At 68.2% G+C, this 23,258-nt stretch carries 15 protein-coding genes; 8 read left to right on the top strand and 7 right to left on the bottom strand.

Annotation, left to right across the window (positions count from 1 at the left end; all coding sequences use genetic code 11):
- The first annotated feature begins 33 nt into the window (after nt 1-33).
- The 3 genes from ABH920_RS13245 to ABH920_RS13235 all read left to right on the top strand — a co-directional run bounded on the left by ABH920_RS13245 (nt 34) and on the right by ABH920_RS13235 (nt 2,977).
- Complete coding sequence (locus ABH920_RS13245; RefSeq protein WP_370349227.1) at nt 34-729, top strand: TetR/AcrR family transcriptional regulator; 696 nt, start codon at nt 34-36, stop codon at nt 727-729.
- Nucleotides 726-1,913, top strand: a complete 1,188-nt coding sequence (locus tag ABH920_RS13240; RefSeq protein WP_370349226.1) for an FAD-dependent oxidoreductase — start codon at nt 726-728, stop codon at nt 1,911-1,913. Before ABH920_RS13245 ends, ABH920_RS13240 begins: the two co-directional genes overlap by 4 nt.
- 89 nt (nt 1,914-2,002) lie before the next feature.
- Complete coding sequence (locus ABH920_RS13235) at nt 2,003-2,977, top strand: hypothetical protein (RefSeq protein ID WP_370349225.1); 975 nt, start codon at nt 2,003-2,005, stop codon at nt 2,975-2,977.
- Nucleotides 2,978-3,067: 90 nt separating this feature from the next.
- Here ABH920_RS13235 and ABH920_RS13230 read toward each other — a convergent pair whose 3' ends face one another.
- Complete coding sequence (locus ABH920_RS13230) at nt 3,068-3,790, bottom strand: GntR family transcriptional regulator (protein WP_370349224.1); 723 nt, start codon at nt 3,788-3,790, stop codon at nt 3,068-3,070.
- Between the two features lie 230 nt (nt 3,791-4,020).
- On the opposite strand from ABH920_RS13230, the gene ABH920_RS13225 reads away from it, so the two are divergent.
- Nucleotides 4,021-5,910 (top strand): hypothetical protein, encoded by a 1,890-nt coding sequence (locus ABH920_RS13225; RefSeq protein WP_370349223.1) that lies wholly within the window; start codon nt 4,021-4,023, stop codon nt 5,908-5,910.
- A gap of 157 nt (nt 5,911-6,067) precedes the next feature.
- Here ABH920_RS13225 and ABH920_RS13220 read toward each other — a convergent pair whose 3' ends face one another.
- A complete protein-coding gene (locus tag ABH920_RS13220; protein ID WP_370349222.1) occupies nt 6,068-6,715 on the bottom strand; it encodes a hypothetical protein in 648 nt (215 codons plus the stop codon).
- Nucleotides 6,685-11,217, bottom strand: a complete 4,533-nt coding sequence (locus tag ABH920_RS13215; RefSeq protein WP_370349221.1) for a DUF6531 domain-containing protein — start codon at nt 11,215-11,217, stop codon at nt 6,685-6,687. Before ABH920_RS13215 ends, ABH920_RS13220 begins: the two co-directional genes overlap by 31 nt.
- A 452-nt stretch (nt 11,218-11,669) precedes the next feature.
- Here ABH920_RS13215 and ABH920_RS13210 point away from each other — a divergent pair, with 452 nt between their 5' ends.
- Both ABH920_RS13210 and ABH920_RS13205 read left to right on the top strand, forming a co-directional pair.
- Nucleotides 11,670-12,239: an RNA polymerase sigma factor gene (locus ABH920_RS13210; RefSeq protein ID WP_370349220.1), complete on the top strand. Its 570-nt coding sequence runs from the start codon at nt 11,670-11,672 to the stop codon at nt 12,237-12,239.
- Entirely contained in the window at nt 12,236-13,321 is a 1,086-nt protein-coding gene (locus tag ABH920_RS13205; RefSeq protein WP_370349219.1) for a CU044_5270 family protein, read from the top strand. Before ABH920_RS13210 ends, ABH920_RS13205 begins: the two co-directional genes overlap by 4 nt.
- A gap of 58 nt (nt 13,322-13,379) precedes the next feature.
- Here the strand turns inward: ABH920_RS13205 and ABH920_RS13200 are convergent, their stop codons facing one another.
- Together ABH920_RS13200 and ABH920_RS13195 are read right to left on the bottom strand one after the other, a co-directional pair.
- Entirely contained in the window at nt 13,380-14,048 is a 669-nt protein-coding gene (locus ABH920_RS13200; protein ID WP_370349218.1) for a hypothetical protein, read from the bottom strand.
- Nucleotides 14,049-14,084: 36 nt separating this feature from the next.
- Nucleotides 14,085-14,771 (bottom strand): hypothetical protein, encoded by a 687-nt coding sequence (locus ABH920_RS13195; RefSeq protein WP_370349217.1) that lies wholly within the window; start codon nt 14,769-14,771, stop codon nt 14,085-14,087.
- A 1,173-nt stretch (nt 14,772-15,944) separates the two neighbouring features.
- On the opposite strand from ABH920_RS13195, the gene ABH920_RS13190 reads away from it, so the two are divergent.
- Nucleotides 15,945-20,510: an RHS repeat-associated core domain-containing protein gene (locus ABH920_RS13190; protein WP_370349216.1), complete on the top strand. Its 4,566-nt coding sequence runs from the start codon at nt 15,945-15,947 to the stop codon at nt 20,508-20,510.
- A 5-nt stretch (nt 20,511-20,515) separates the two neighbouring features.
- Complete coding sequence (locus ABH920_RS13185) at nt 20,516-21,037, top strand: hypothetical protein (RefSeq protein WP_370349215.1); 522 nt, start codon at nt 20,516-20,518, stop codon at nt 21,035-21,037.
- A 456-nt stretch (nt 21,038-21,493) separates the two neighbouring features.
- Here the strand turns inward: ABH920_RS13185 and ABH920_RS13180 are convergent, their stop codons facing one another.
- Nucleotides 21,494-21,841 (bottom strand): hypothetical protein, encoded by a 348-nt coding sequence (locus ABH920_RS13180; RefSeq protein ID WP_370349214.1) that lies wholly within the window; start codon nt 21,839-21,841, stop codon nt 21,494-21,496.
- An 18-nt stretch (nt 21,842-21,859) separates the two neighbouring features.
- The gene (locus ABH920_RS13175) at nt 21,860-23,203 is read right to left on the bottom strand and encodes a polymorphic toxin type 30 domain-containing protein (RefSeq protein WP_370349213.1); all 1,344 of its coding nucleotides are present in this window, start codon (nt 23,201-23,203) and stop codon (nt 21,860-21,862) included.
- Nucleotides 23,204-23,258 lie beyond the last annotated feature (55 nt).

Raw genomic sequence — 23,258 nt, 5'->3', positions numbered from 1 at the left:
CTCTTATTTTCGCGCTTCGCTAAGCTGAGAACCGTGACCGACCAGGCGCACGCGACCGACCGGACGCACGAGACGAACCAGCAGGCACAGCAGGCGCACCAGAACCAGCAGGCGCACCAGGCGCAGCAGCCCCGCCAGCGCCGCCGCGGCGAGGAACTCGAGGCCGCCATCCTGGACGCCGCCTGGCAGGAGCTGGTCGACGCCGGCTTCGCCCGCCTGACCATGGAGTCGATCGCGGCCCGCGCCAAGACCGGCGTCGCGGTGCTCTACCGCCGCTGGCCCAACAAGGACGACCTGGTCCTGGCCGCCATCCGGCACTACGGCACGACGCACCCCGTCGAGGTCCCCGACACCGGCAGCCTGCGCGACGACATGATCGCCTTCCTCACCGGCGTCAGCGTCTCCCGGGTCGGCTTCGTCGCCATCGTCGGCGCCACCTTCGCGGGCCTGATGGCCAGCGCCGGCATGACCCCCGCCGACATCAGGGAACGCCTGACCTCGGACAACTCCCGCTGGTCCCAGCAGATCCTCGCGCGCGCCGAGGAGCGCGGCGAGATCGACCTGGCCGCGGTCCCCCCGGCGGTCCTGGCCATGCCCTTCGACCTGATGCGGCACGAGATGCTGATGACGTACAAGCCGATCCCGGTGGAGCGGGTCGTCGAGATCGTGGACGACCTGTTCATGCCGCTGGTCGGACTCACATCGGGGAAGAGCGAGCCGAGTAAGTGAGAATCCTGATCATCGGCGGCGGCATCGCCGGCACAGCCGCCGCGCTGACCCTGCACCAGGCGGGCTTCGAGCCCACGGTCTACGAGGCGCACCCCGACAACGGCGAGGACCTCGGCGCCTTCCTGACGTTGGCGAGCAACGGGATGCGCGCGCTGGGACAGATCGGCGCGGCGTCCGCGGTCGCCGAACTCGGCTTCCCTCTGACGCGCCTGCGCCTCATCGACGCTTCGGGCACGGAACTCGCCGACGCGCCACTCGGCTCACCGGACGAGCCCTTGGCGCGCTACCGCTGCTTGCGTCGGACGGATCTCTACGCAGGGCTTCAGGCGGAAGTACGGCGCCGGGGCATCCCGATCCGGCACGGCGCGCGGCTCAGCTCCCTGACAGAGGACCCGGCGGGCGTCACCGCGACGTTCACCGACGGGCAGAGCGCCACCGGCGATCTCCTCATCGGAGCGGACGGCCTGAACTCGACGGTGCGCTCGCTGATCAGCCCGGCCGCACCGCGCTACGCGGGTCAGCGGGTCTTCTACGGCTACACCACTGACGCCTCCGCCGCCCAACAGAAGCACGCCGAAGCCATCACCATGATCCGCGGCAGCAACGCCGCCTTCGGGTACGCCTGCTCGCCGAGCGGAGAAACCTTTTGGTTCGCTAGGGTTTCCGGCCCTCAGGCCACCGCGGAAGAGATGGCCACCACCACCCCGGTCGAGTGGCGCGACCACCTCGTCCCGCTCCTCCGCCCCGACAGCACCCCGGCCGCCGCCATCGTCGCCGCCACCACCGATCAGCTCATGGTCACCAACGCCCTCGACCTGCCCCTCGGCCTGCGCTGGAACACGCCACGAGCCGTGATCATCGGCGACGCCGCCCACGCCGCCTCCCCCGCAACCGGCCAAGGCGCCTCCATGGCCTTGGAGGACGCCGTCGTCCTGGCCAAGGCCCTCCGCGACTCCCCAAGCACGTCAGCGGCTCTCGCAACCTTCGATCTCCTCCGCCGCCCCCGCGTCGAGAACAACATCGCCGCCAGCGCCGCCCTGACCGCGAGCCGCACGCCGCCGAAGCCGGGGGCCGGCACTGGCACCGGCCCCAACGCGAACGAGCGGCCACCGGCGCTCACCGACGCGGAGTTGGCCCACCAGCTCGAATGGACGACGCCGTTGCCTGCGGGGCAGTCCGGCTGAGACCGGATATGCATCTGTGTCAGAGCCATGCGACACAATCGCGTGGTTCTGACACAGCTCCGCATGCCCGGCTGAAATGGAGACGCCCCATGCCGTTCCCGATGCTCCCGCTCCCGGCGCCCGGCGAGGTGCTGCTCGTGAACACCTGCTACGAAGACGACGGGACTCCGCTGTGGGACGCGATCCTGCAGACCGTCGGCGGGCGCCGTGACGGAGACCTGCTGGTACTCGGCGACGATGCCGAGGGCAAGGGCGACGACAAGCGCGGGGGCGACGACAACCTCCGACTGCGCCTGACCGCGAACCCCGACTGGGACTACCTGCACGGCGGCGACTTCCCCGCCCTGCTCCCGCCGGGTTTCGACGCCCCGGTCATCGCGCAGGCGGACATCTCCGCGGTGTACGGCAACGACAACCTGATGCTCATCGACCTGCGCGAGGTTCCGGGGCGCGGCGTGCGCGTCCCGACGGCGGAGCTCGTGCGCGTCCTCACCGGGCTCCACGACGGCACGATCAGCTTCGACGAGCTGATCCGCGGCATGGACCTGTGCGGCACGTACCTCGGCGACGCGGGCGAGCCGACGAATCCCACCCCGACCGGCGTCGTCCGGACCTCGTTCCCACCGCTGCCCGGCTATCCGCTGACGCTGCTGGTGCGCACCGACTTCGAGAACCACGAGGGCTGGAACAGCCTGCTGTCCGCGCTCGGCGACCTCGACGAGGACAACGACACGCAGGTCGACTTCGGCGACACCGGATCGGCCGGACTGGGCCTCAGCGCCCGCGTCGTCGACGACCCCGCGTTCGAGTCGCTGCAGCCCGGCCAGGTGCCGGCGCTCGTCCCGACCGTGGGCCGCAACGACCAGCACACGACGATGGTCGCGCTCGCGGACGCGCGGACGCTCGCCGATCCGGTCCACCGGCTGCTGGTCGTCGACCTCTACGACACCCCCGGCCAGTCGATCCGCATCCCGCTGGCCGGCGCCGGATCGCTGGCCGCCAATTTGGAGATCGCGAACATGGACTTCTACGAGTTCGAGAATTACGAGGGCTGGAACGGCTGACCGCACTCGCGGACACCGAACTCAGTCGGCGCTCGCGGACACCGATCTCCGCCCGGTGCTCCCGAACACCTGCCTCAGCCCGGAGCGACCTCACCCCGGAGCCAACACCAAGTCGGAATCGATCCGATAGCGGTCCCCGCGATACACCGCGCGCGTGTACTCGATGATCACGTCCCGCGAGTCCCGCGTCGTCACGTCGAACAGCAGCGCCGGGCTGTACGGCGGCACCTCCAAGTGCCCTGATTCGTGCTCGTCGGTGACCGTGGCCTCGATCGACTGCGCGGCGCGCGCCATCGTGATGCCGTACCGGGAGTGCAGCAGCTGGTAGAACGAGCCACGCTGGAAGTCGTCGCCGGTGATGCCGGGCACGTACTTGTCCGGCACGTGGATCCGCTCGATCGCCAGCGGCGCTCCGTTGACGATCCGCAGCCGCTCGACCTTCACCAGCAGCTCGCTCGGAGAGACGCCGAGCGCACGGGCCAGCCGGGCGTCGGCGCTGGCCCGCTCGAAGCCGAGCGTGCGGCTCTCCCACACGCCTTCGGACAGCGGCACCCGGAACGAGTTCGCCACGCCCGCGGTCGGGGCCAGCGGCTGCGCGACCTTCGAGGGCGCGGTGAAGGTGCCCCGGCCCGGGCGGCGGATCAGGACGCCCTCGTCGACGAGTTCGTCGACGGCGGCGCGCAGCGTCGGCCGGGAGACGCCGAGGGTTTCGCAGAGCTCGTGCTCCGACGGCAGCGCGTCGCCGGCGCCGGCGGCGGCCACCATCGTGAGGATCGCCTCGCGGGCGCGGGTTCGCTTGACGGCCGATCGCATTGACAAAGGGTAAGGCCTCAGCGCGGACGGCGCCATGATCGAGCGCTACCACCTGCCGTCATCGCCTGCCGACCGGAGATTCTAGTAAAGACTCTTGACTTGACCTTTTGTCAGCTCAAGAATGACCGACGACGCGAGCCGCATCCGATGAGAAGGACGTGACGTCAGTGAAGAACGGAATCAGGGGGCTGGGGATCACAGCCGCGGCCGCCGTCGCTCTCGGAACAGCGATGGCGACCACAGCCGCCGCCACGCCGGCGTCCATCAGGCCGGCGTCCATCACGCCGACCAGCACGGCGAACGGCTACCTCTTCCTCGACCAGATGATGGACAAGTACGCCACGGGCAGCACGACCCGGTTGGTGCAGAGCTTCGTCCCGGACTCGGCGATGGGCTCCTTCACCGACTCCGTCACCTACGACGACGCGCTCGTCATCGACGCCCTGCTGACCCGCGGCACCGCCGACGACCTGGCCCGCGCGAAGGTGATCGGCAACGCCCTGCTCTACGTGCAGGCGAACGACAAGTCGAAGGACGGCCGCATCCGCGCCGCCTACGCCCCGACCCCGCTGACCTCGCCGAGCAAGGTCAGCGCCACCGACGACACCAGCGACGTCGGCAACATGGCCTGGGTCGGCCAGGCCCTGGTCCAGCTCTACGCCAGGACCGCCGACGCCTCCTACCTCACCGGCGCGACCAGCGTCGCGACCTGGATCCAGACGAACGCCAACGCCACCAACGGCCCCGGCGGATACACCGGCGGCTACGACTCCAGCGGCAAGCTGACCTGGAAATCGACCGAGCACAACCTCGACGTCTACGCACTGTTCACGATGCTGGCCACCGAAACCGGCGACAGCACCTGGACCACGCGTGCGGCGCACGCCAAGTCGTTCGTCGCCGCGATGTGGGACAGCACGAACAGCAAGTACTGGGTCGGCACCAACCCCGACGGCATCACCCTGAACAAGGGCTTCCTGCCGGAGGACGTCAACACCTGGACGTACCTGGCCTTCAAGGACCCCACCCGCAGCGCCTCGATCGACTGGGACGTGACCAACCTGGCGGCGACCGACGGCACCTTCAGCGGCGTCAGCTTCGGAGCCTGCGACAAGTCCAAGGTCTGGTTCGAGGGCACCGCGCACCTGGCCGACGCACTGGCGATCCGCAATGCCAGCGGCGACGCGACGAAGGCCCAGAACTACCTGAACACGATCCAACTCGCGCAGACCACAGCGCTGCACAACAACGGAAAGGGCATCGTCGCCGCCTCGCACGACAAGCTCTCCGACTGCGACTCCGACTACTACTACGCGGCACCCCACACCGGCGCCACCTCGTGGTACCTGCTGGCGGCCACCGCGACCGATCCGTTCTACCTGCTGCCGTCGAGCTCGGTCGGCAACGACTTCACACTGAGCGCGAGCCCGGCGTCGACAACGGCCACCGCAGGCTCGACCTCGACAACCACGGTCAGCACCACACTCGCATCCGGCACCGCGGAGCCGGTGACGCTGAGCGCCTCAGGCCTGCCGAGCGGCACGACGGCGACGTTCGCGCCGTCGTCGACCACTGCGGGCAACTCCTCAACGCTGACCATCACCACCGCCACGAGCACCCCAGCCGGCACGTACCCGATCACGATCACCGCCACAGCACCCTCGGCCACCCACACCACGACGTTCACGCTGACCGTGACCGGCACAACCACCGGCCCGACGCTGTACCAAGCCGAGTCCACGGCGAACACCATCACCGCACCCGCAAGCGTCATCACGTGCAGCGCCTGCTCCGCCGGCGCCCGCGTCGGCCACATCGGAAAGCAGAGCACCGGAACCGGCACGCTGCGGTTCAACGGCGTCGTCGCCCCCGACGGCGCCGGCACGTATCAGATCGTGGTGGCGTTCACCGACGGCTCATCGACCCGCAACGCCTCGATCAGCGTCAACGACGGGCCGCCGCAGACCGTCACCTTCGGAACCACCGGCTCCTTCTCAACGCCGGGGAACCAGACGGTCGCCCTGATACTGGCCGCCGGCACGAACACGATCACCCTCACGAACGCGAGCGCGGCAGCCCCGGACATCGACGCGATCACAGTGCCGGCCACGCATTCGTGATGGCGGGGTGCCGTGCGCCAGCGGCATCGGAGTCGTCGCGCAGTCCGGCACCCCGGCCCCGGCTGGACGTGCTCTACGGTCAGCTCACCGCAGCAAAGCCCGCGGGACGGACGTCCCGCGGGTGCAAGTCCTGCTGCGCGGCGACACCGCACGGGAATCAGGACTCAGCGTAACCAGAAGCGAGGTCGAGCCACTGCCGGCCAATCCGCCGGGACTCCTCCCGCAGCGCCGCCTTCACCTCGGCAGTCGCCCCGTCTTCCAGGAGTGTCGCCATATCGGCGATCTGCCGGCTGATCTCCTCAGGCTCCAGGTCGGCCGCCTCGGTACGCTTCGCCAGAAGCGAGGCGTCCTTCCACAAAGACGACGACACCGCCCGAACTTCGGACACGTCGCCGGTCTCGCCCAGGAGCAGAGCCGACCGCAGCGCCAGCGCCGCACACTCGGCGAAGCCGGCAGCCTTGACGAGCGGGTCTTTCCGGACCGGAACGTCGTGCTGCGCCAGCTCGAACATCCGATCGAAGTCGCTGGAGGTGACCCTTTCCCCCGCCGCGGTTTCGCCCCACGCCTGCTCCAAGGCACGGGTGTAGGCGTCGGCTTCTTGCTGCCGGCCTTCAGCCGCAGCCTTCCACAGCAGGATGCCGGCGGCCCGTTCGGCGCACGCGGCGGCGAACAGCGCGGCCTGGTCGCCGGACGCCCTGGCCGTGAAGTCGGTGAGGGCGGCGTCGATACGCCCCTGGAGGGCGTCGATCTCCGCGGCGCGCCTGGCCCCTTCGGCTAGAAAGGCGGTGACATCGAACCGGGCCAAAAGAACGTCCTCACCTTCTCACCGAAACCGGGCCGCACAGGGCCCATGACCAGCCCATTCGTGGCGCGCACGAACGGCCCACAGACAGTCTTGCACACATTGCGCGACGACCCCCCGGCCACCGGGACACCGCCTGCCTGGTTGATGAAGTGCAAGGCGTTGTGCTCCGCGTGGGTAAGCCCCGGCACGTTGTCCGGCACCGGGATGTCGCCGTTCTTGAAGGCGGCCGACACGACTCGCAGGTCCATCGCCTCGCCGCTCTGTGCCACGACGTTCTTCACGACCCAGCCGCCGTTCCCGTCGGGGAAACGAGCCTTGACGACCGCGGTGGTTCCGTTGCGGAAGAACCAGTCCGTGTCCTTCGTATTGGTGATCGCGTGATAGTCCTCGGCCTTGCCGTTCGCCTCCTCAGCCCACTTCAGCAGGGCCTTGTTGCACATCAGCCCGAACGGGTCCGTGTCGATGAGCGGGTTCGGAACGTAGGCGTGGTCGTTCGGACCGGCTTCGAGGCCCAACGGGTCGGGGGTGAGATAGGCGCCCGACTCGGGGTCGTAGTACCGGTGCAGGTTGTAGTTCAGACCGGTTTCGGCGTCGTGATACTGCCCGGGGAACCGGAGCGGGCAGTCCACGCCGTGACCGTCGGACACCGCGATGGCGCGGCCCCACAGGTCTGTGGTGGTGTACCAGGCGATCCCGCCGTCGTCGGCCACCAGCTCGGTCGGGGTGCCCGCGAGGTCGGTGACGACGGCGTGGAAGGTCTCCTCGGCCGAGGCCGGATCGGCTCCCACAGCCAGCTCGCGGCGGCGCTGGGCCGCGGGCCGCACGCTCCCGGGGTCGTAGTCCCAGGTCACGACGACCACCGAGCCGTCCGGAGCATAGGTGTGCTGCTCGGCCGTCATCGGGCCTTCCCACACGAACACGGTGCGTTCGCCGACCGTGCCGTCGCCGCCCACCCGGGCCTTTGAGGTCCGGCGCCCGACGGGGTCATAGCCGTAGTGCCAGGTGGTGCCGTCCGGGGTCACGGCTCGTATCAGGCGGTCTTCGCTGTTCCACGCGAACTCGCGCACGAGCCTGCGGCCGTCAAGGGTCCGGCGCACCGTACGGACCACCCGCCCGGCGTCGTCGTATTCGTAGGTGGTGCGTCGGGCCTGGCGGGTCCGGGTGCGATCGGTCTGACGTGGCAGCTCGGTGACGCCGGGCTCCCGATCCTGCTGGAGCGTCTCGGCGGCCACATTGCCGAATTCGTCGTAGGCGTAGGTCTCCCGCCAGCCCTGCGCCGTGACGGCGGTGACGCGGCCCACTGGATCGGTCTCGTAGTACCGGGTCCCGCGCAGACTGTCGCGAACCTCGGTCGGCACCCCATCGGCGCGCCGCGACCACCGGCGCTCCAACGTCGTGCGCCGGTCCGCGCCCGCGCCCGACTGCAAGAGCTGCTGCGCCGGACGTCCCGCGGTGTCGAACTCCCGGCTCAGACTCGCCCCGGGCAGCAGCCGCTCGACCTCGCGGCCTGCGACGTCGAAGCCGAACGTGAGTGTCGCCGACCCGGCCCGCAGCGACGCGGGCAGGCCCGCCGCGTCATAGGACCACTCCGAAACCGCACCGCTCGGCGTGATCCGTCGCACGCGGCGTCCGGACAGGTCGTATTCGAAAGCCGTCGTACGGCCGTCGACAGTCTCGGCCATCAGCCGGCCCGAAGGATCCCAGGTGTAGCCGACCTGACTGTCGTCGCCGGCGATGCCGATCAGCCGACCCTCGGCGTCATACGAGTAGCGGTAGTCGCCTTCAGGTGTCCGACGCAGCAGCAGCTGGCCGGCGAGGTCGTATTCGAAGCCGACCCATTCCCCGAGCCCGGTCCTGCGCGCGACCATGCGTCCGGCCGGGTCGTAGCGATAGGCCAGATCCCGGCCGGCGAAGTCGGACTCGCCCACCAATCGGCCGGCGGGATCGTAGGCATACCGCCAGACCCCGCCACCGGTGGTGACCGACAGCACGTTGAGCTCGGTGTCGTGAACGAACTCGCGTCGCGTCCCGTCCGGCCCGGTCTGTGCCTTGGCCCGGCCGAACGGCCCGACCTCGACCGTGGACGCCGCGCCCAACGCGTCGACCGTCCCGGTCAGGTTTCCTTCCGCGTCATGCGACCATGCGGTCCGAGACCCGTCCGGATCGACCTGCAGGGCGAGCAGACCCTCGACCGTCCACTGGAACCGCGTCGTCGCACCGGCCGCATCCGTCACCGCGACGACGCGCCCGAAGCTGTCCCGCACAGCAGCAGTGCGGCCCCCGAGCGGGTCGGTCACGGCCACCGGCAGCCCAGCCGCGTCGCACTCGTAGCCCACCACCGAGCCCATCGGGTCGACGCCTCGCACGATCCCGCCGTTGGTCCCGTATTCGGCGCGCGTCACGGCTCCAGACGGCTCGACCACCTCGACCAGGTTTCCCCGGTCGTCGTACCGCCGGAACCACGTCGGCCCTTCGGCGGTACGGATGGAGGCGACCTGATGGAAGGCGTTGAATTCGATGGACGTGACAGCGCCGTCCGGGCCGGTCATCCGCACCGGGTCGCCGTGGCCGTCGTACTCAAAGATCGTGCGGTTGCCCAGCGGGTCGGTCCGAGAAAGGATGCGGCCGTAGCGGTCGTATTCGGTCCCGAACCTGTTGCCCAGCGGATCGGTATAGGCCAGGACGTGCCCGTTCTCGTCGTACTGGAACGTCGACGGGTACCCGAGCGAGTCGGTCACGATGGTCGTGTTCTCTTGCTGGTCGTACGTGAAGACAGCCGACAGGAAACCGTCGGTCCCGGTACCGCGTACGGCGCGACCGTAGTCGTCGTACTCGTATTCGTACCGGAACCCGAGGCGATCGACGGAGGCCGTCATGCGATCTTCGTCGTCGTACTCGTAGGTGGAGGACTGCTCGGAGGAGTTGACGACCCCGGTCAGTCGGCCGCGGCCGTCGTACGTGTACGCGGTGAGCCTGACGCCACCGCCGTCGGCGGACTCGTCCACGAGCCGCAGCCCTGCGATGCGCGGTCCGCTGCCGGTGACCACCGTGTCCACCCCGACGCGGTAGCCGCCCGAGTGCTGGACTTCAACCGGCGTGCCGTACGTGTCGCGCAGATAGTCGATCCGGTTACCGTTCCGGTCGGTCATCGCGGTGACATCGCGAATCTGACCTTCCTCGGTGCGATGGTGGACGACCCCGAAGTGCCACGTACAGCCAAGCCACGGGTCGCTGATCCGGATCTCGTCGGTGGCGCGGTCCCATTCCAGCGGCCAGCGCGCTCCCTCACGCGGCAATACGGTTTGGCCGGGTTCCGGAACGGGATAGGCCAACAATTGGGCGTCATCACCGGTGAAGTGGATGCCGGCCGCCGTGACCGCGAGCCGCTGGTCCAGAGTCGAAGACCATCCAGAGCCCAGCAGACGTCCAGTGCGGTAGGCCGAAGAGTAGGAGCGACGGAACACCAGCCGCAGCACTCCGGGAAAGGCCGCGTCCGTCTCGTACGCGATCACGCTCCCGGACACCACGTCGACCGGGTCACCACCCTCGCAGGCCAACTTGTTGCCGCGCGCCGCGAACTTCTCCAACAACGGCCCGCCGAACTTCTCCAGCGCCTTGCCGCCGAGGTACTGGGCACCGAGCATCCCAACGCCCATCAGGGCGTCGCCCCAGTGGCCCTGCATACCGTCGCCGACGACCTCCAAGCCTGTGCCCACCAACGCGATCAGGTTGTCGGCCTCGGCCAAGCCGGCGGTGATGACGTCGACACCGGGGATCCATGAGGTGGCCAAGGCGAGGACGTCCAGGAACGGCGCCAGGTCGCCCGCGATGTCGGCGATCTTCCCGCCCCAGTCCGCCAGGTCCGCACCGATGTGCTCCCACCAGTGCTTGTTGTGGATGCCGTCGGACTGGGCGTGGCCGATCGCCCTGGCGCAGTCCTTCGCAGCGGCGATGCGGTCGTCGTAGGCCTGGTGAGCTTGAGCAGTCAACGCGGCCATACGGCTCTTGGCATTGTTCAGGTTCGTCTGCGCCGTGTCATGCGCAGTCTGCGCATCGGTGACCGCCTGCGGATTGGGGACGGCGGCATGGTTCTGCTGCGCCGTCTTCAAGTCAGCCGCAGCGGTGTTGGCACTGGTGGTGGCCCGCTGAAGATCCGTGTTCGCGTCCTGAGCCTGGCGCAACGCCGAGTCAGCCTTCGACTGCGCCGCCTGGAGCTTGGGCGCGTACGCAGTCAACGCGTCAGAGGCCTCGCTATAGGAGGTGTACAGCTTCTGCAGACGGCCCGGCAGAGGACCATAGTTGGACTTGAAGGCGTCCGCGGTCTGGCCGACCCACTGCAACGCCGCGGTGTCGGAACCGAAGGAGTTCAGACTTCGATACGCCGACTCGACGTCGTGCGCGAAATCGCCGAACTCCTTGGCCAGGGCCTGCACCGACTCCACCACGCCGGGCGTCGGATCCCCATCCAGGCCCAGAATGTCCCAACCAGTTGGACGCACCATCAGTAAAGCCCCCCGTTCTCGCGGCCTCGACCACAGGCAAAGCTGCGTCACGCAACGACCGACGAGTCTACAAAAGCGGCCGCAGCCCCCGTAACCCTTTAGCCTGCGTCGACTACCCTCCGTTCTCGGGGCCGACGTTGAGAAACAGCTGCTCCCGAAACTGCCACAGGAGAAGCCTTCCGCGAGGACCACGGACCGTGCCCCCGCCTTGCTCGATACTGGTACCGCCCGAGCCGTCGGGGCACCGCCTGGAATGAACCAGTGAGCTCTTGCGTGTCAGCGGTACGCCAGTGGTTCGTCGACGCTGCCGACACGGGGCCGCAACAAGGCTCCACCACGGCGTTTGATGAGGTGTAGCGCTTGGGACCGTTGAGCAGCTCGGGTTTCGAGGAATCCGCGAGGGGTGTAACGCGGGTGGCTGAGCCGGAAATAGAACAGGGTGGGAGGTTCGCATGCCCAGGGATCCGGCTCAAGACCCACATAAACGCTTCACGCATGTATATCAACAGCACTACGAGCACGTGGCCAGATATGCGTCACGCCGAGTGCCGCCCGACGACGTCGCCGACGTCGTGGCCACGACGTTCCTGACCGCGTGGCGCCGCTTCGACCAGTTGCCGGAGGAACCGCTGCCGTGGCTGTACGGCACCGCGCGGCGCGTCATCGCCAACGACCGGCGCGGCAGGGCGCGATGGGAGGCGCTGATCGCGAAGTCCGCCGAGCAGGCGGTGATCGCCGATCCCGACCTCGCCGACCAGGTGTGCAGTGTGCTGCAGGTCGCCGACGCGTTGACGCTGCTCTCGGAGGCTGATCGTGAGCTGATACTGCTCACCGAGTGGGAGCGGCTCAGCGTCACCGAGGCCGCCGTAGTCGTCGGCTGCAGCGCGACGACCGCACGCGTACGGCTGCACCGGGCCCGCCGGCGGCTCGCCCGCCACCTTTCCGAGGCCCCGGTTGAGCCGCTGCTCCAGCCGGCCGCCTACCTGGAACCCGACCTGACAAAGGGAGCTGGAGGACGATGAAACCCACCTTCGCACAGGCCCGCGAAGCGCTTGCGGCCCTGGATCCGGCCCGGACGCTGCCGGCCGGGTCCCAGGCGGCGGCCCACACCGACCCTGATTCCATCCTCGACGGAACCTACCGGGCTCCGACGCATCTGGCGCATCTGACAGATCTGACAGATCTGACACATCTGGACGGCCCAGCCACCGAGCGCAGGCACCAACTGTCGCGCCGCACGGCGCTGTCGATGGCCGGCACGCTGACCGCCGCCGCGGTGACGGCGGTCGCCACCTTCGGCGTCGGCGCCGGCACCACCCACGCTGCGACCGCGACACCGGCCGCGCTTGCCTACTCAGGAGTGAGGGACATCTCCGACGCCAAAAACCAGCTGGCCGCCATCGCCGACCGGACGGCAGCGCTGCCCGACACCACCGGCCAAGGGCGCTACGACCACCTCCGCTACCAGCAATGGAGCCTGTTCACGCGCATCGACGGCAACCAGGTCCGCTCGGCGGTCGTGCCTCAGCAGACCGAGCAGTGGCTGGCCGCGGACGGGTCCGGGAAGATGATCCGCACGTTCGTGGCACCGGTATTCAGCTACCACGCGCAGGAACAGGCGTGGAAGGACGCCGGCTCGCCCGGCAAAAACCAGCCGCCCACCGTGCTGACGTCCGTGGTCAGGATATGGAACGGCAGACCGCCCCAGGACCCGACCGCACTGACCGCATGGCTCCAGCAGGGACACCCGGCCGCTGCCGGCCCGCAGGAGACCATGGTCGCGATCACCGACCTGGTCACCGAGCAGGTGCTGAACCCCGCCGAGCGAGCCGCCGTCCTGCGCGTGCTCGGCACGATCCCCGGCCTGATCGACCTGGGGACGACCACAGACCGCGCAGGCCGACCGGCTCACGCATTCGCCGTCGACAGCGCCAGCAACGGACTCCCGACGCGCTACACGCTCCTGATCGACCCGACCAACGGAGCGGTACTCGGCTTCGAACAGACCCTCACACAAACGGCGGGCAAGCTGAACGTGCCGATCCCGTCAGTCATCGGCTACGACCTCTACCAAAGTGCCGACCGTACCGACACGACGGGCTGAGGACGCGGCGTGGCCGCCGGTGCCTGGGCACCGGCGGCCACGCCCGATCCATGCGCGCCTAGCAGGAGGTGAAGCCGGTCGCGAGGTCGTTGTCCTCGTCACCGACGTACTTGTTGTACTCGTCGGGGTTCTCCACCCACAGCGTGCTGCTGCCGACCTGGGCCCAGACGTACAGCGGACCGGTGTTGACCCACGACGAGGCCTGGGCAGTGAACCCGTAGTTGGCGAAGATGCCCTCGTAGTCGGTACCGCAGTGCTGCAGGTTCCACTGCAACCGGCGGCCACCCATGTTCGCGTCCTGATAGAAGCAGTACCACTGGTTGTCGGCGCTGTCGCCCTGCGGGCACCCCCAGTAGTACACAGTGATGTTCGGCGTGGCCTTGGCGGCCGAGGGAGCGAACAGCGCCAGCGCAGCTTGGCTGTTCTCAGGCGCCGTACGTTGACCTGGCAGAGGCAGGGACAACAAGGCCCCGCTCCCCTTGTAGGCAATCTCGTTGGCGCTGACCTGCACGCCACCCTTGGTGGTGCGCAGCGTCTGGTCGATCTGCTGCTGCAGGTCGGTGGCCGCCGACGCCGACAGCTGCCGGACCTCGGTACGGCTGTCCCGCTGGGCCCACGAGGACTGGGCGGGCTGCGTGGCAGCCGAGGCGGTGGTAACGCTGCCGGTCCAGGCCAGCACGGCCACCGCGGCGGCGCCGAAGACGGTACGGGTGGTACGGAACTTCATCTGTGTCTCCCCGGTTTAGTGAAAACCCTGGCTGTGTCAGCAGGCCTCGGCGTAGAAGGCCCGGTCGTTCTCCTCGTTGCCGACGTAGGACGAGGCGGTGTAGCCCGGCTGTTGCGCCGGGTTCTCCGTCCACAGCGGGTACCAGCCCGCGTCGAACGTGAAGACGTAGAGCGTCCCGGTGTTGACCCACGACGAGGTCTCAGCTGCGAAGTTGTAGTTCACGAAGTCGAGATAGTCCCCGTGTTGGACGTCGCAGTGCTGGTAGTTCCACTGCAACCGCCAACCGCCGAAGTTCGCGTCCTGATAGAAGCAGTACCACCGGTTGTCGGACGCGCCGGCCGGGCAGCCGTACGCGTCATAGGGCACCACGGCGCCGGCCGCCGACGACGCGGCGGGTTCGGTCAACGCCAGAGCCGCCTTGCTGCTCGCCGGCGCAGTGCGCTGACCGGGCAGCGGCAGCGACAACACCACGTTCCCGCCTTGGTAGGCAATCTCGTTGGCACTGACCTGCACGCCGCCCGTGGTGGTGCGCAGCGTGTCGTCGATCTGCCGCTGCAGGTCGGCGGCGGCCGACGTCGACAGCTGCCGGACCTCGACCCGGCCGTCCCGCTGCACCCAGGACGACTGGCTCGCCGATGCCGCGGACGCATAACCCGCGGTGCCGACTCCCGTGACGAGCATGAGTACGGCCACGATCGCGGCACGTATCCCCGGTTTTTTCATCAAGCCTCCCGTGTAGTGACTAGAGTCAGGAGGTTAGTGTGAATCAGAACGCTGATAACCTCATCTGAGATTGAGCGTCCTTATATAAAGAAACAGGTTGACTTATCTCGATGCCATACGAAGCAGTTCACAGCACGTTCGGTGAAGAGAACAGATTATGATTCCACCTTGGAAAATTCTTCATCCGGGATCTCTTCGGCCCGGCCGGGCCACCCCCGCCTGGACTGCCTCCATGAAGCCGCCACGCAGCAACTCGCCGAGACCATGGGCGCGCTCCACCACGGTGACGTCGCCAACCATCCCTGCGCCTGGCTGATCGACAAGGAGGACCAGGAGGTCCTCGCGTATCTCACCGAGCGCTACACCGGTGGCGGTAGGCGCTGCCGACGCGGGGCCGCAATCCGGCGCCATCATGGCGTTTTGATGCGTACCCGTCCGTGGACGTCCACCGGAGTCCACCCCGATTCGCCGAGGCGGCGTTCAACGGGGATGCCTAATTTCGCAAACAAGCGTCGGCGGGAAAGTTGAGTTCACCAAGGCGATGTTCCGCCGGAACCATCCACCGGTATGACCGGACGGGTTCGCCGAGCCGGCCTGGACAGACTGACAAGGGTCGCGGCTGGCACATGTGCGGCGGCTTATGCAGGCAAAAGCGCAAGTCCTCTAACCCCTCCATCAGCGAAGGGTCAATCCGGAATGACTGAACGGCGGTTGCGTCGTCATGCCGCTTTGCCCGAAGGAACCGGTTGAGCAACTAGCGAAAGTCACGAAGCCAGCCGACCTCGGTACCGACTGGGCGCCGCGCGACATGCGTCACACGTTCGTCTCGGTGCTCTCGGCCAACGTCATGACCGTCGAGCAGATCGCGCGCCTGGTCGGGCACACGGGCGGGTCACGGGTCACCGAGGGGTGTACCGGCAGGAGATCAGGCCAGTGATCGAGGACGGTGCGCAGGCGATGGACCAGGATACTGACATTTACTTTCCCTGGCTTAGGACGGAACCATCCGACCGGATCGACCACGTCGCAAGCCGCAGGAACACTGTCCGTAGCCAGCTAGCACTTGGGGTTACGAGTGGCGTGAAGGGCTTTGTAGACTCGGCGCCTGCTGCTTAGCTACACGCGATCGACTGTCGCACTGGCTGTTGTGCGAACACGGGGAGGGTTCGGGGGATGGCACGTCCTACTGGCTGGGACATCTTGGGTCTGGATGGAGATCCGGCGCCGGGCGTGGTGGAGTCGGTGCAGGCTTTGGCGAAGGAGTTCGGGGACTTCGCGCATGATGTCGAGGCGGCGTATCGGAGTTTGAACTCGTTCGGTAGCGACACCACTGCGTTGCAGTGGGTGGGTCAGACCGCCGATGCGTTCAAATCCAATTTCGGTCCGTTGCCGGGGCGTTTGCAGAAGCTGTATACGTCCTACAGCGAGGCCTCCGACGCACTGTCCGCGTACGCGCCGGCGTTGCAGGCAGCCCAGTCCAAGGCTGATGCCGCGCTGCGGCAGGCTCAGGACGCGAACGCGGACCTGCAGCGCGCCACCACCAACGCCAACAGCGCGGCGGCCGATTTGAAGACGGCGCAGCAGAACCACGCCGCCAGCCCCAACCCGCAGGCGGTCACCGACGCCCAAACCGCGCACGACACCGCGCAGACCAACCTGACCAACGCCAAAGCCACGATGGCCGCGTTGACCAAACAGGCCAACGACGCCTTCCACGACCGCATCACCGCCGCCCTGGCCTGCGCCCGCGCCCTCGGCCACGCCCAATCCGACGGCATCCACAACAAACACTGGTGGGAACACCTCGGCGCGGACCTGGCCGAGTGGGGCGGCAAAATCGCCGAGATCGCCAACGACCTCGCCCCGATCCTGGACGTCCTGGCCCTGGCCACCTCCTGGATACCCGGCGTCGACGTCATCACCGCCGCCCTGGCCGAAGCCGACAACCTCATCGCCCTAGCCGGCACCGGCCTCCAAATCGCCGGCGACGCCATGCAAGGCCACTGGGGCGATGCGCTGATGGGCGCCGGCATGCTCGGTCTGACCTTCCTGGGCGGGAAGGCGATCGAAAAGGTCGGCGGCAAGCTGATGGACAAGTTCGGGGGCAAGCTGCTGGAGAAATTCGGGCAGAAGGCCGAAGGCAACATCGGCTGCTTCTCCAAGGGCGACCCGGTCGACGTCGTCTCCGGCCAGATGATCATGAGCGAGCTCGATCTCGGGCTGCCCGGCGTCCTCAGCCTCGAGCTCAACCGGTCCTACGCGTCCGACTACGAGTACGGCCGCTTGTTCGGCCCCGGCTGGTCCTCGACCCTGGATCAGCGCATATCGATCAACGCCGCCGGAATCCATTTCGTCGGCGACGACGCCCAGACGCTGCACTACCCGCTGCCGGACGGCGACAGCCCGGTCCTCCCGGCCGAGGGCCTGCGCTGGCCGCTGGTGTGGGAGCGCGACACCGACGAGATCCGCGTCTGCGACCCCGCGACCGGTCGGACGCGCCACTTCGCCGTCGTGCACCACAGCGTGGACGATGCACAGATCAGGGACCTGACGGCGATCTCGGACCGCAACGGCAACCGGATCGTCGTCCACCGGACCGTGGACGGCACGCCGACCGCGGTGACCCTGCCGGGCTACCGGCTCGCGATCGACACCGTCGCGGCGGCTGACGGCCCGCGACTGTCCGGGATCCGGCTCCTCGACGGCCAGGGTTCGAGCATCCTTCGGACGTTCGCGTACGACCACCGCGGACTCCTGGCCGCCGTCACCGACGCGAGCGGCCAGCCGTATGTCTATGACTACGACGACCAGGACCGGCTGACGTCCTGGACCGACCGCGTCGGCTACCGCTACGCCTACGAATACGGCGCGGACAGCCGCGTCGCGCGCGGTGTCGGCCTCGGCGGCTACCTCTCAGCCACTTTCCAGTACGACCTCGAAACCCGCGTCACACGCGTGACCGACAGCCTGGGCCACGTCACCGAGTTCCACTACGACGAGCACGGCCACATCGCCCGCGTCGTAGACGCTCTCGGCGGCGTTGTGGCCATGGAGTACGACCGGTTCGGGCACCTGGTGGCACGGACCGACGAACTCGGCCGCACCACCTCTTTCCTGCTCGACGAGTACGGCGACATCGCTCGCCTGACCAGCCCGGACGGCAGTGTCGCCGAGTTCGGGTATAACGAGCTGCGGCAGCTGACCTCCGTCCGCGAGGGCGATACGGTCCGCTCGCTCTATACCTTCGACGAGCGCGGCAACCTCCTGGCGTCGGCCGACGCGACCGGCGCCGTGTCCCGTTTCGAGTACGACGAGCACGGCCATTGCGTCGGCGCCTGGGACGCGGCCGGCGCTGCGCACCGCTTCGTCAACGACGCCGCCGGGCTGATCGTCGAGGCAGTCGACCCGCTGGGCCGCAGCAGCCGCATCGAGCGCGACGCCTTCGGCGCGATGACGGCAGCGATCGGCCCGCTGGGACGACGCTCCGAGATGCGGCGCGGACTCGACGGCCGTCTGGAGGCCCGCCTGCTGCCGGACGGTGCCACCGAGGCCTGGGAGTACGACGCCGAGGGCCGCCTCGTCGCCGAGCGCGACGCCACCGGAGCGGTCAGCCGCTTCGAGTTCGGGCCGTTCGGCCTGATGCGCGCCCGCACCCTGCCCGACGGCGAGCGTCACGAGTTCGGCTACGACACCGAGCTCCGCCTGACCTCGGTGACCGGGCCGGACGGCCGCGTGTGGTCCTACGAGCACGATCCGGCCGGGCGGCTGGTCGCGGAGACCGACTTCGACGGCCGCCGCCTGACCTACCGCCACGACGCCGCCGGGCAACTCGTCGCGAAGACCGCCGGCGGCATGGAGACGCGCTTCGCGTACACGCCGAACGCCGCCTTGGCCGCGTGGGAGACCGCGGACGGACGGACAACGATCGAGTACGGCGCGATCGCGGACCTGCCGATGCGGATCACCGGACCGGACGCCGTCATCGAATACGCCCGCGATCCGGTCGGCCGGGTGCTGGCCGAGACGGTCGACGGCCGGACCGTCAGCAGCGAGTACGACGCGGCGGGCCGTCGGACGCGTCGCACGACACCCGGCGGACTCGTCTCGACCTGGACCTACGATCAGGGCGGGCTGCCGGTCCAGCTGGAGTCGACCGCTGGGTCGGTCCGGTTCGCGTACGACGCGGCGGGACGTGAAGTCGATCGTCAGCTGGGCGCGCTCTCGCTCACGCAGAGCTGGGACGTCTCCGATCGGCTGACCGGCCAGCTGCTGGCCGCGTCCGGGCCCGGCGACCGGCCTGACGCGCAGCGGACCGCGCAACGGCGTACCTACGGGTACCGCAGCGACAGCACCCTGGAAACCGTCACCGACCTGCTGCACGGCGACCGGCGGTTCGAACTGAGTCCCGGCGGCCGGGTCACGCGGGTCGAGGCTCGGAACTGGACGCAGACCTACGCCTACGACGGACTCGGCAACATCACGCGCTCGGACAACAGCGCTGTGGCCGACGATCCGGTCGGCGGCGACCGCGCCTACAGCGGGATGCTGGTGCGGTCGGCGGGGCGCCGCAGTTACGAGTACGACGAGCGTGGGCGCGTCACACTCGTCCGCACCAGGACTCTGTCGGGGCAGCGCCGGGAACGCCGGTACGAGTGGGACGCGGAGGACCGGCTCGCCCGCGTGACCCTGCCCGACGGCACGGTGTGGGCGTACCGATACGACCCGCTGGGCCGGCGCATCGCCAAGCAGCGTTTGGGCGCCGACGGTCGCACGGTGGCCGAGGAGGTGCGATTCGCCTGGGACGACACGCAGCTCGCCGAGCAGTCGTCGACCGGGACCGACGGCCGGACCAGGACAGTCACGTGGGACTGGGAGCCGGGGACCTGGCAGGTGGTCGCGCAGACCGAATCGTACGGTCGGCGTACCGCCCCCGACGCGGAGCGGATACCCGAGGCCGACCAGGACTCCGGGGAGCTGGACCGGCAGTTCTTCGCGGTCGTGGCGGACCTCGTCGGCGCACCGTCGGAGCTGGTCGACGCCGCAGGCCGCGTGCTGCCCGTATCCCCCACCGACCTGTGGGGACGCAGGACCCTGACGGACATGCCGGAGCGCTGCCCGCTCGGCTTCCCCGGGCAGTACCACGACGACGAGACCGGCTTGGACTACAACTACGCGCGGTACTACGACCCGGAGACGGGACGGTACCTGTCGGGCGATCCACTAGGCCTGGAGCCATCGCCGAACCCCTACGCGTACGTGGCGAACCCGACGGCGTGGACCGACCCGCTGGGTCTGGCGTCGACGAAGGGGCCCCAGTGGAACAAGGACGGCGGCAACTACAACGACATGCGGCCGTCCAACCCGCCGGGCACACCCGTGGGCACCTTCGAGCGCAACCACATCCCGGCGAAGGACGCCTGGATCAAACTCGGCATCACGGACTCGCTGCCCTGGAAGTACGGGCCTTCGATCCGCATGGACCTGGCCGACCACAAGGCGTTCATCAGCACCGGCTCGGGCGCGAAGTCCGTGGCCTGGCGCGCGAAGCAGGGCTGGCTGATCAAGCAGGGCAAGTGGGACGTCGCGATGGCGATGGACATCGGCAAAATCCGCAGCCAGTTCGGGACCAAGTACGACGGGGCGATCGCCGAGATGGTCGCCGACCTGCCAAACAACGACCGGCTGCAGAAGATGCTGACCTCGAACGGCTGGAAGATCAGGACGTGTCTCCTAAAATGAAGGCCATGCTCATCGAACTCGACCCGCCGACAGGCATCACCGGCTTCCACTTCGGCATGCCGGCCGAGGAAGTCAAGCAGGCAGCCGCCGCCCTAGGCGAGGTCACGGTGAACGACGAGGGCGTGGCCCAGGAATGGGCCCACATGACGGTCGACATCGCACACCCCCAAGTCGACATCACCCTGAACCTGGAGGACGGCAAGACCCTGACCTCGGTCAACATCTTCCGCCCCCGCCCCGGCCCGGAGGAGATCACCGTCACCTGGCAAGGCATCGACATCTTCGCCACCCGCGCCGACGAGATCCTGGACCGCATCGCCGACGCCGGCCACCGCATCCACGACCGCGAGTTCCTCTTCCCCCTGGTCCCAGGCCTCTCACTGGGCTTCTCACGCGACCCGGCCGGCGACGACGACTTCCCGATGGACGAGGAGACAGGCGTCGCCGACTTCTTCCTGAGCGTGCTGACAAGCACGACCACGTACTACGACGCAGTACTGGCCGAAATCGACCGGATGGGACTCTGAGGCCGGGGCCACGGCGGTCCCGTCCGGGAGGTCGGACTCGACTCACCGACCGGATCTGCCAGGCGGCATCGGGTTCAGGCTGGTGCCGTCGCTCTTCCAGCACCGCGCAACATGGCCGTAACCAGGCCTGCGAGCGGCACGAACGTTGACTGGCGACGACACGGTGGGCCCTGCGGGATTCTCACCGTGGATGGGGAAAAGCCTCTGACCTGCGACTAAGCGTTAGTCAGATCGTATGGTGGAGCCAAGGGGATTCACAAGATACTGACATACTTTAGCTCTGACCTGCGGCGGATCGATTCGATAGCACCGATCCATGCATATGCCACCACCCATGCACCACCGACGCTGATGCGTGGCGCAACAGCCTGGTACCGAATACGCCAGTCGATGTTTGTGAACGCTCCGCCGCTCCCAGACCTGGTTTGCGATGCCCACACAGCGCGACTGTAGCCGTCAATTTCCGAATAGGGGACCGAATGTCTCCTCAAGAATCTCTGCGTACTCTTGATCGTCGACGCTGAGGGACGTCCTGCTGCGCCCCGCGAGAACAGCAAGGTCATCACGGGTGTACGAACGCGCGTTAGCGAGTTCGACGAGCGCGTGAAGCTCGGCTTCGGTCGCTGCGTTGTCCGACTCCGCCGCAACGGCTGCCGCAAGACTGCGAGCTGCCATCGTCACCTGATCGTGGTCAAGATGACGCCACCATCCCGCAAGCTGTTCCGCTGCGTCGATACGCTCCTCCGCATCCTTGCTGCGCAACAAGGTGAGCCGGCCGGCGAGGCGTTCCGGGTCAGCTGGCATTACGCACTCCTCCTATGGTCACCAAGGCAACGTGAGAATCAACGGCCAGGGTATGTGGGTGTCGTTGATCGCATCCTCACTGTAGTTCGGGCTGTCCGGGTTGTGGATTCCCTGCGGATACAGGTTGCCGTCGGCATCCTGATACTTCGCCCCGTGCTGGACACGAAAAATCGGGCCGTTCGCGGCGTTCGAGCCAGCAGGTGCGGTCGGGTCCGCACTGTGGATGCGGAGACGGATCGTCGGGCCGACCTCATTGCCGTCTGCGTCGCGTTCCTTCCACACCCATTCGGTGCCTTCTTCAGCGCCTTGACCTGGTGCTGCGGGCGTCCAGGGACGCTGCCGTGCGTAGGGCGGGACGAGCTCGCTCGGATCGCGGCCGTTCAAGTCAAACCCGCCGCCGGGAGCCCGTGGAATCGGATTATTGGCGGCGGCCTCTGCGGCGCTGCTCTCGTCCTGGGCCGCCATCACTCCCGGCGGGAGCCCTTCCTCGTCGCTCCCGCCGCCCTTGCCGCCTAGGCGAGAGGCGCCGAGGTACGCCGCGTCGTGAGCGAGGTCGTCCCAGTGGCCTTGGAGTCCGTCGCCGGTGGCCTTGATGGCGAGTCCGGCCGCGGTGACTTCGGGGGCTGTCTCCGCGATGAGGTCGTCGGCGCCGGCGAGGCTGGCGGTGACTACGTCCAATCCGGGCACCTCGACGGTGAGGATGGCGATGCCGTTGAGGACGGGGGCGAGGATGGCGGCAATCTGGCCGACCTCGCCGGACCATTCGGCAATCTTGCCGCCGATGTCGGACAGGGCTTCACCGACGTGCTGCCACCAGTGCTTGTTGTGGATGCCGTCGGACTGGGCGTGGTGCAGTGCCTTGGCGCATTCCTTGCCGGCCGCGTCGAGATCATCGTGAGCTTGCCGGGCCTGAGCCGCGAGGGTCGCCAACCGGCCTTTGGCGTCGGCCAGTGCCTTCTGGGCGTGGTCGTGAGTGGTTTGGGCGTCTGTGGCGGCTTTCGGGTCGGTGCCGGACTGTGCGGTCTTCAGGTCCGCCGCCGCGTTGTTCGCAACGCCGGTGGCACGGCTGACGTCAGCCTCGGCATCTTGGCCTTGGCGGAGTGCGGCGTCGGCCTTGTTCTGCGCGGCCTGCATCTTGGTCCAGTACGCAGACAAGGCATCGGAGGCCTCACCATAGGAAACGTACAGCTTTTGCAAGCGCCCCGGCAGGGGACCGAAAGCGGCTTTGAAGGCGTCTGCGGTCTGCCCCACCCATGACAGTGCGGTGGCGTCGCCACCGAACGAGTTCAGCGACGACCAAGCACGCTCGACATCGTGCGAGAAGTCCCCGAATTCCTTTGCCAGGGCCTGTACCGATTCCACCACACCTGGTGTCGGATCCCCATCCAAGCCCAACACGTCCCACCCGCTTGGACGC

The organism is Catenulispora sp. EB89, from assembly GCF_041261445.1.
GTDB lineage: Bacteria > Actinomycetota > Actinomycetes > Streptomycetales > Catenulisporaceae > Catenulispora.
This window is presented reverse-complemented; position numbering and strand designations above follow the sequence as displayed.

Excerpts from the sequence above, each read along its gene's own strand:
- ABH920_RS13235 (WP_370349225.1), top strand. The coding sequence starts at position 2,003 with ATGCCGTTCCCGATGCTCCCGCTCCCGGCGCCCGGCGAGGTGCTGCTC.
- ABH920_RS13230 (WP_370349224.1), bottom strand. The coding sequence starts at position 3,790 with ATGCGATCGGCCGTCAAGCGAACCCGCGCCCGCGAGGCGATCCTCACG.
- ABH920_RS13225 (WP_370349223.1), top strand. The coding sequence starts at position 4,021 with ATGGCGACCACAGCCGCCGCCACGCCGGCGTCCATCAGGCCGGCGTCC.
- ABH920_RS13215 (WP_370349221.1), bottom strand. The coding sequence starts at position 11,217 with ATGGTGCGTCCAACTGGTTGGGACATTCTGGGCCTGGATGGGGATCCG.
- ABH920_RS13210 (WP_370349220.1), top strand. The coding sequence starts at position 11,670 with ATGCCCAGGGATCCGGCTCAAGACCCACATAAACGCTTCACGCATGTA.
- ABH920_RS13205 (WP_370349219.1), top strand. The coding sequence starts at position 12,236 with ATGAAACCCACCTTCGCACAGGCCCGCGAAGCGCTTGCGGCCCTGGAT.
- ABH920_RS13200 (WP_370349218.1), bottom strand. The coding sequence starts at position 14,048 with ATGAAGTTCCGTACCACCCGTACCGTCTTCGGCGCCGCCGCGGTGGCC.
- ABH920_RS13195 (WP_370349217.1), bottom strand. The coding sequence starts at position 14,771 with ATGAAAAAACCGGGGATACGTGCCGCGATCGTGGCCGTACTCATGCTC.
- ABH920_RS13190 (WP_370349216.1), top strand. The coding sequence starts at position 15,945 with ATGGCACGTCCTACTGGCTGGGACATCTTGGGTCTGGATGGAGATCCG.
- ABH920_RS13185 (WP_370349215.1), top strand. The coding sequence starts at position 20,516 with ATGCTCATCGAACTCGACCCGCCGACAGGCATCACCGGCTTCCACTTC.
- ABH920_RS13180 (WP_370349214.1), bottom strand. The coding sequence starts at position 21,841 with ATGCCAGCTGACCCGGAACGCCTCGCCGGCCGGCTCACCTTGTTGCGC.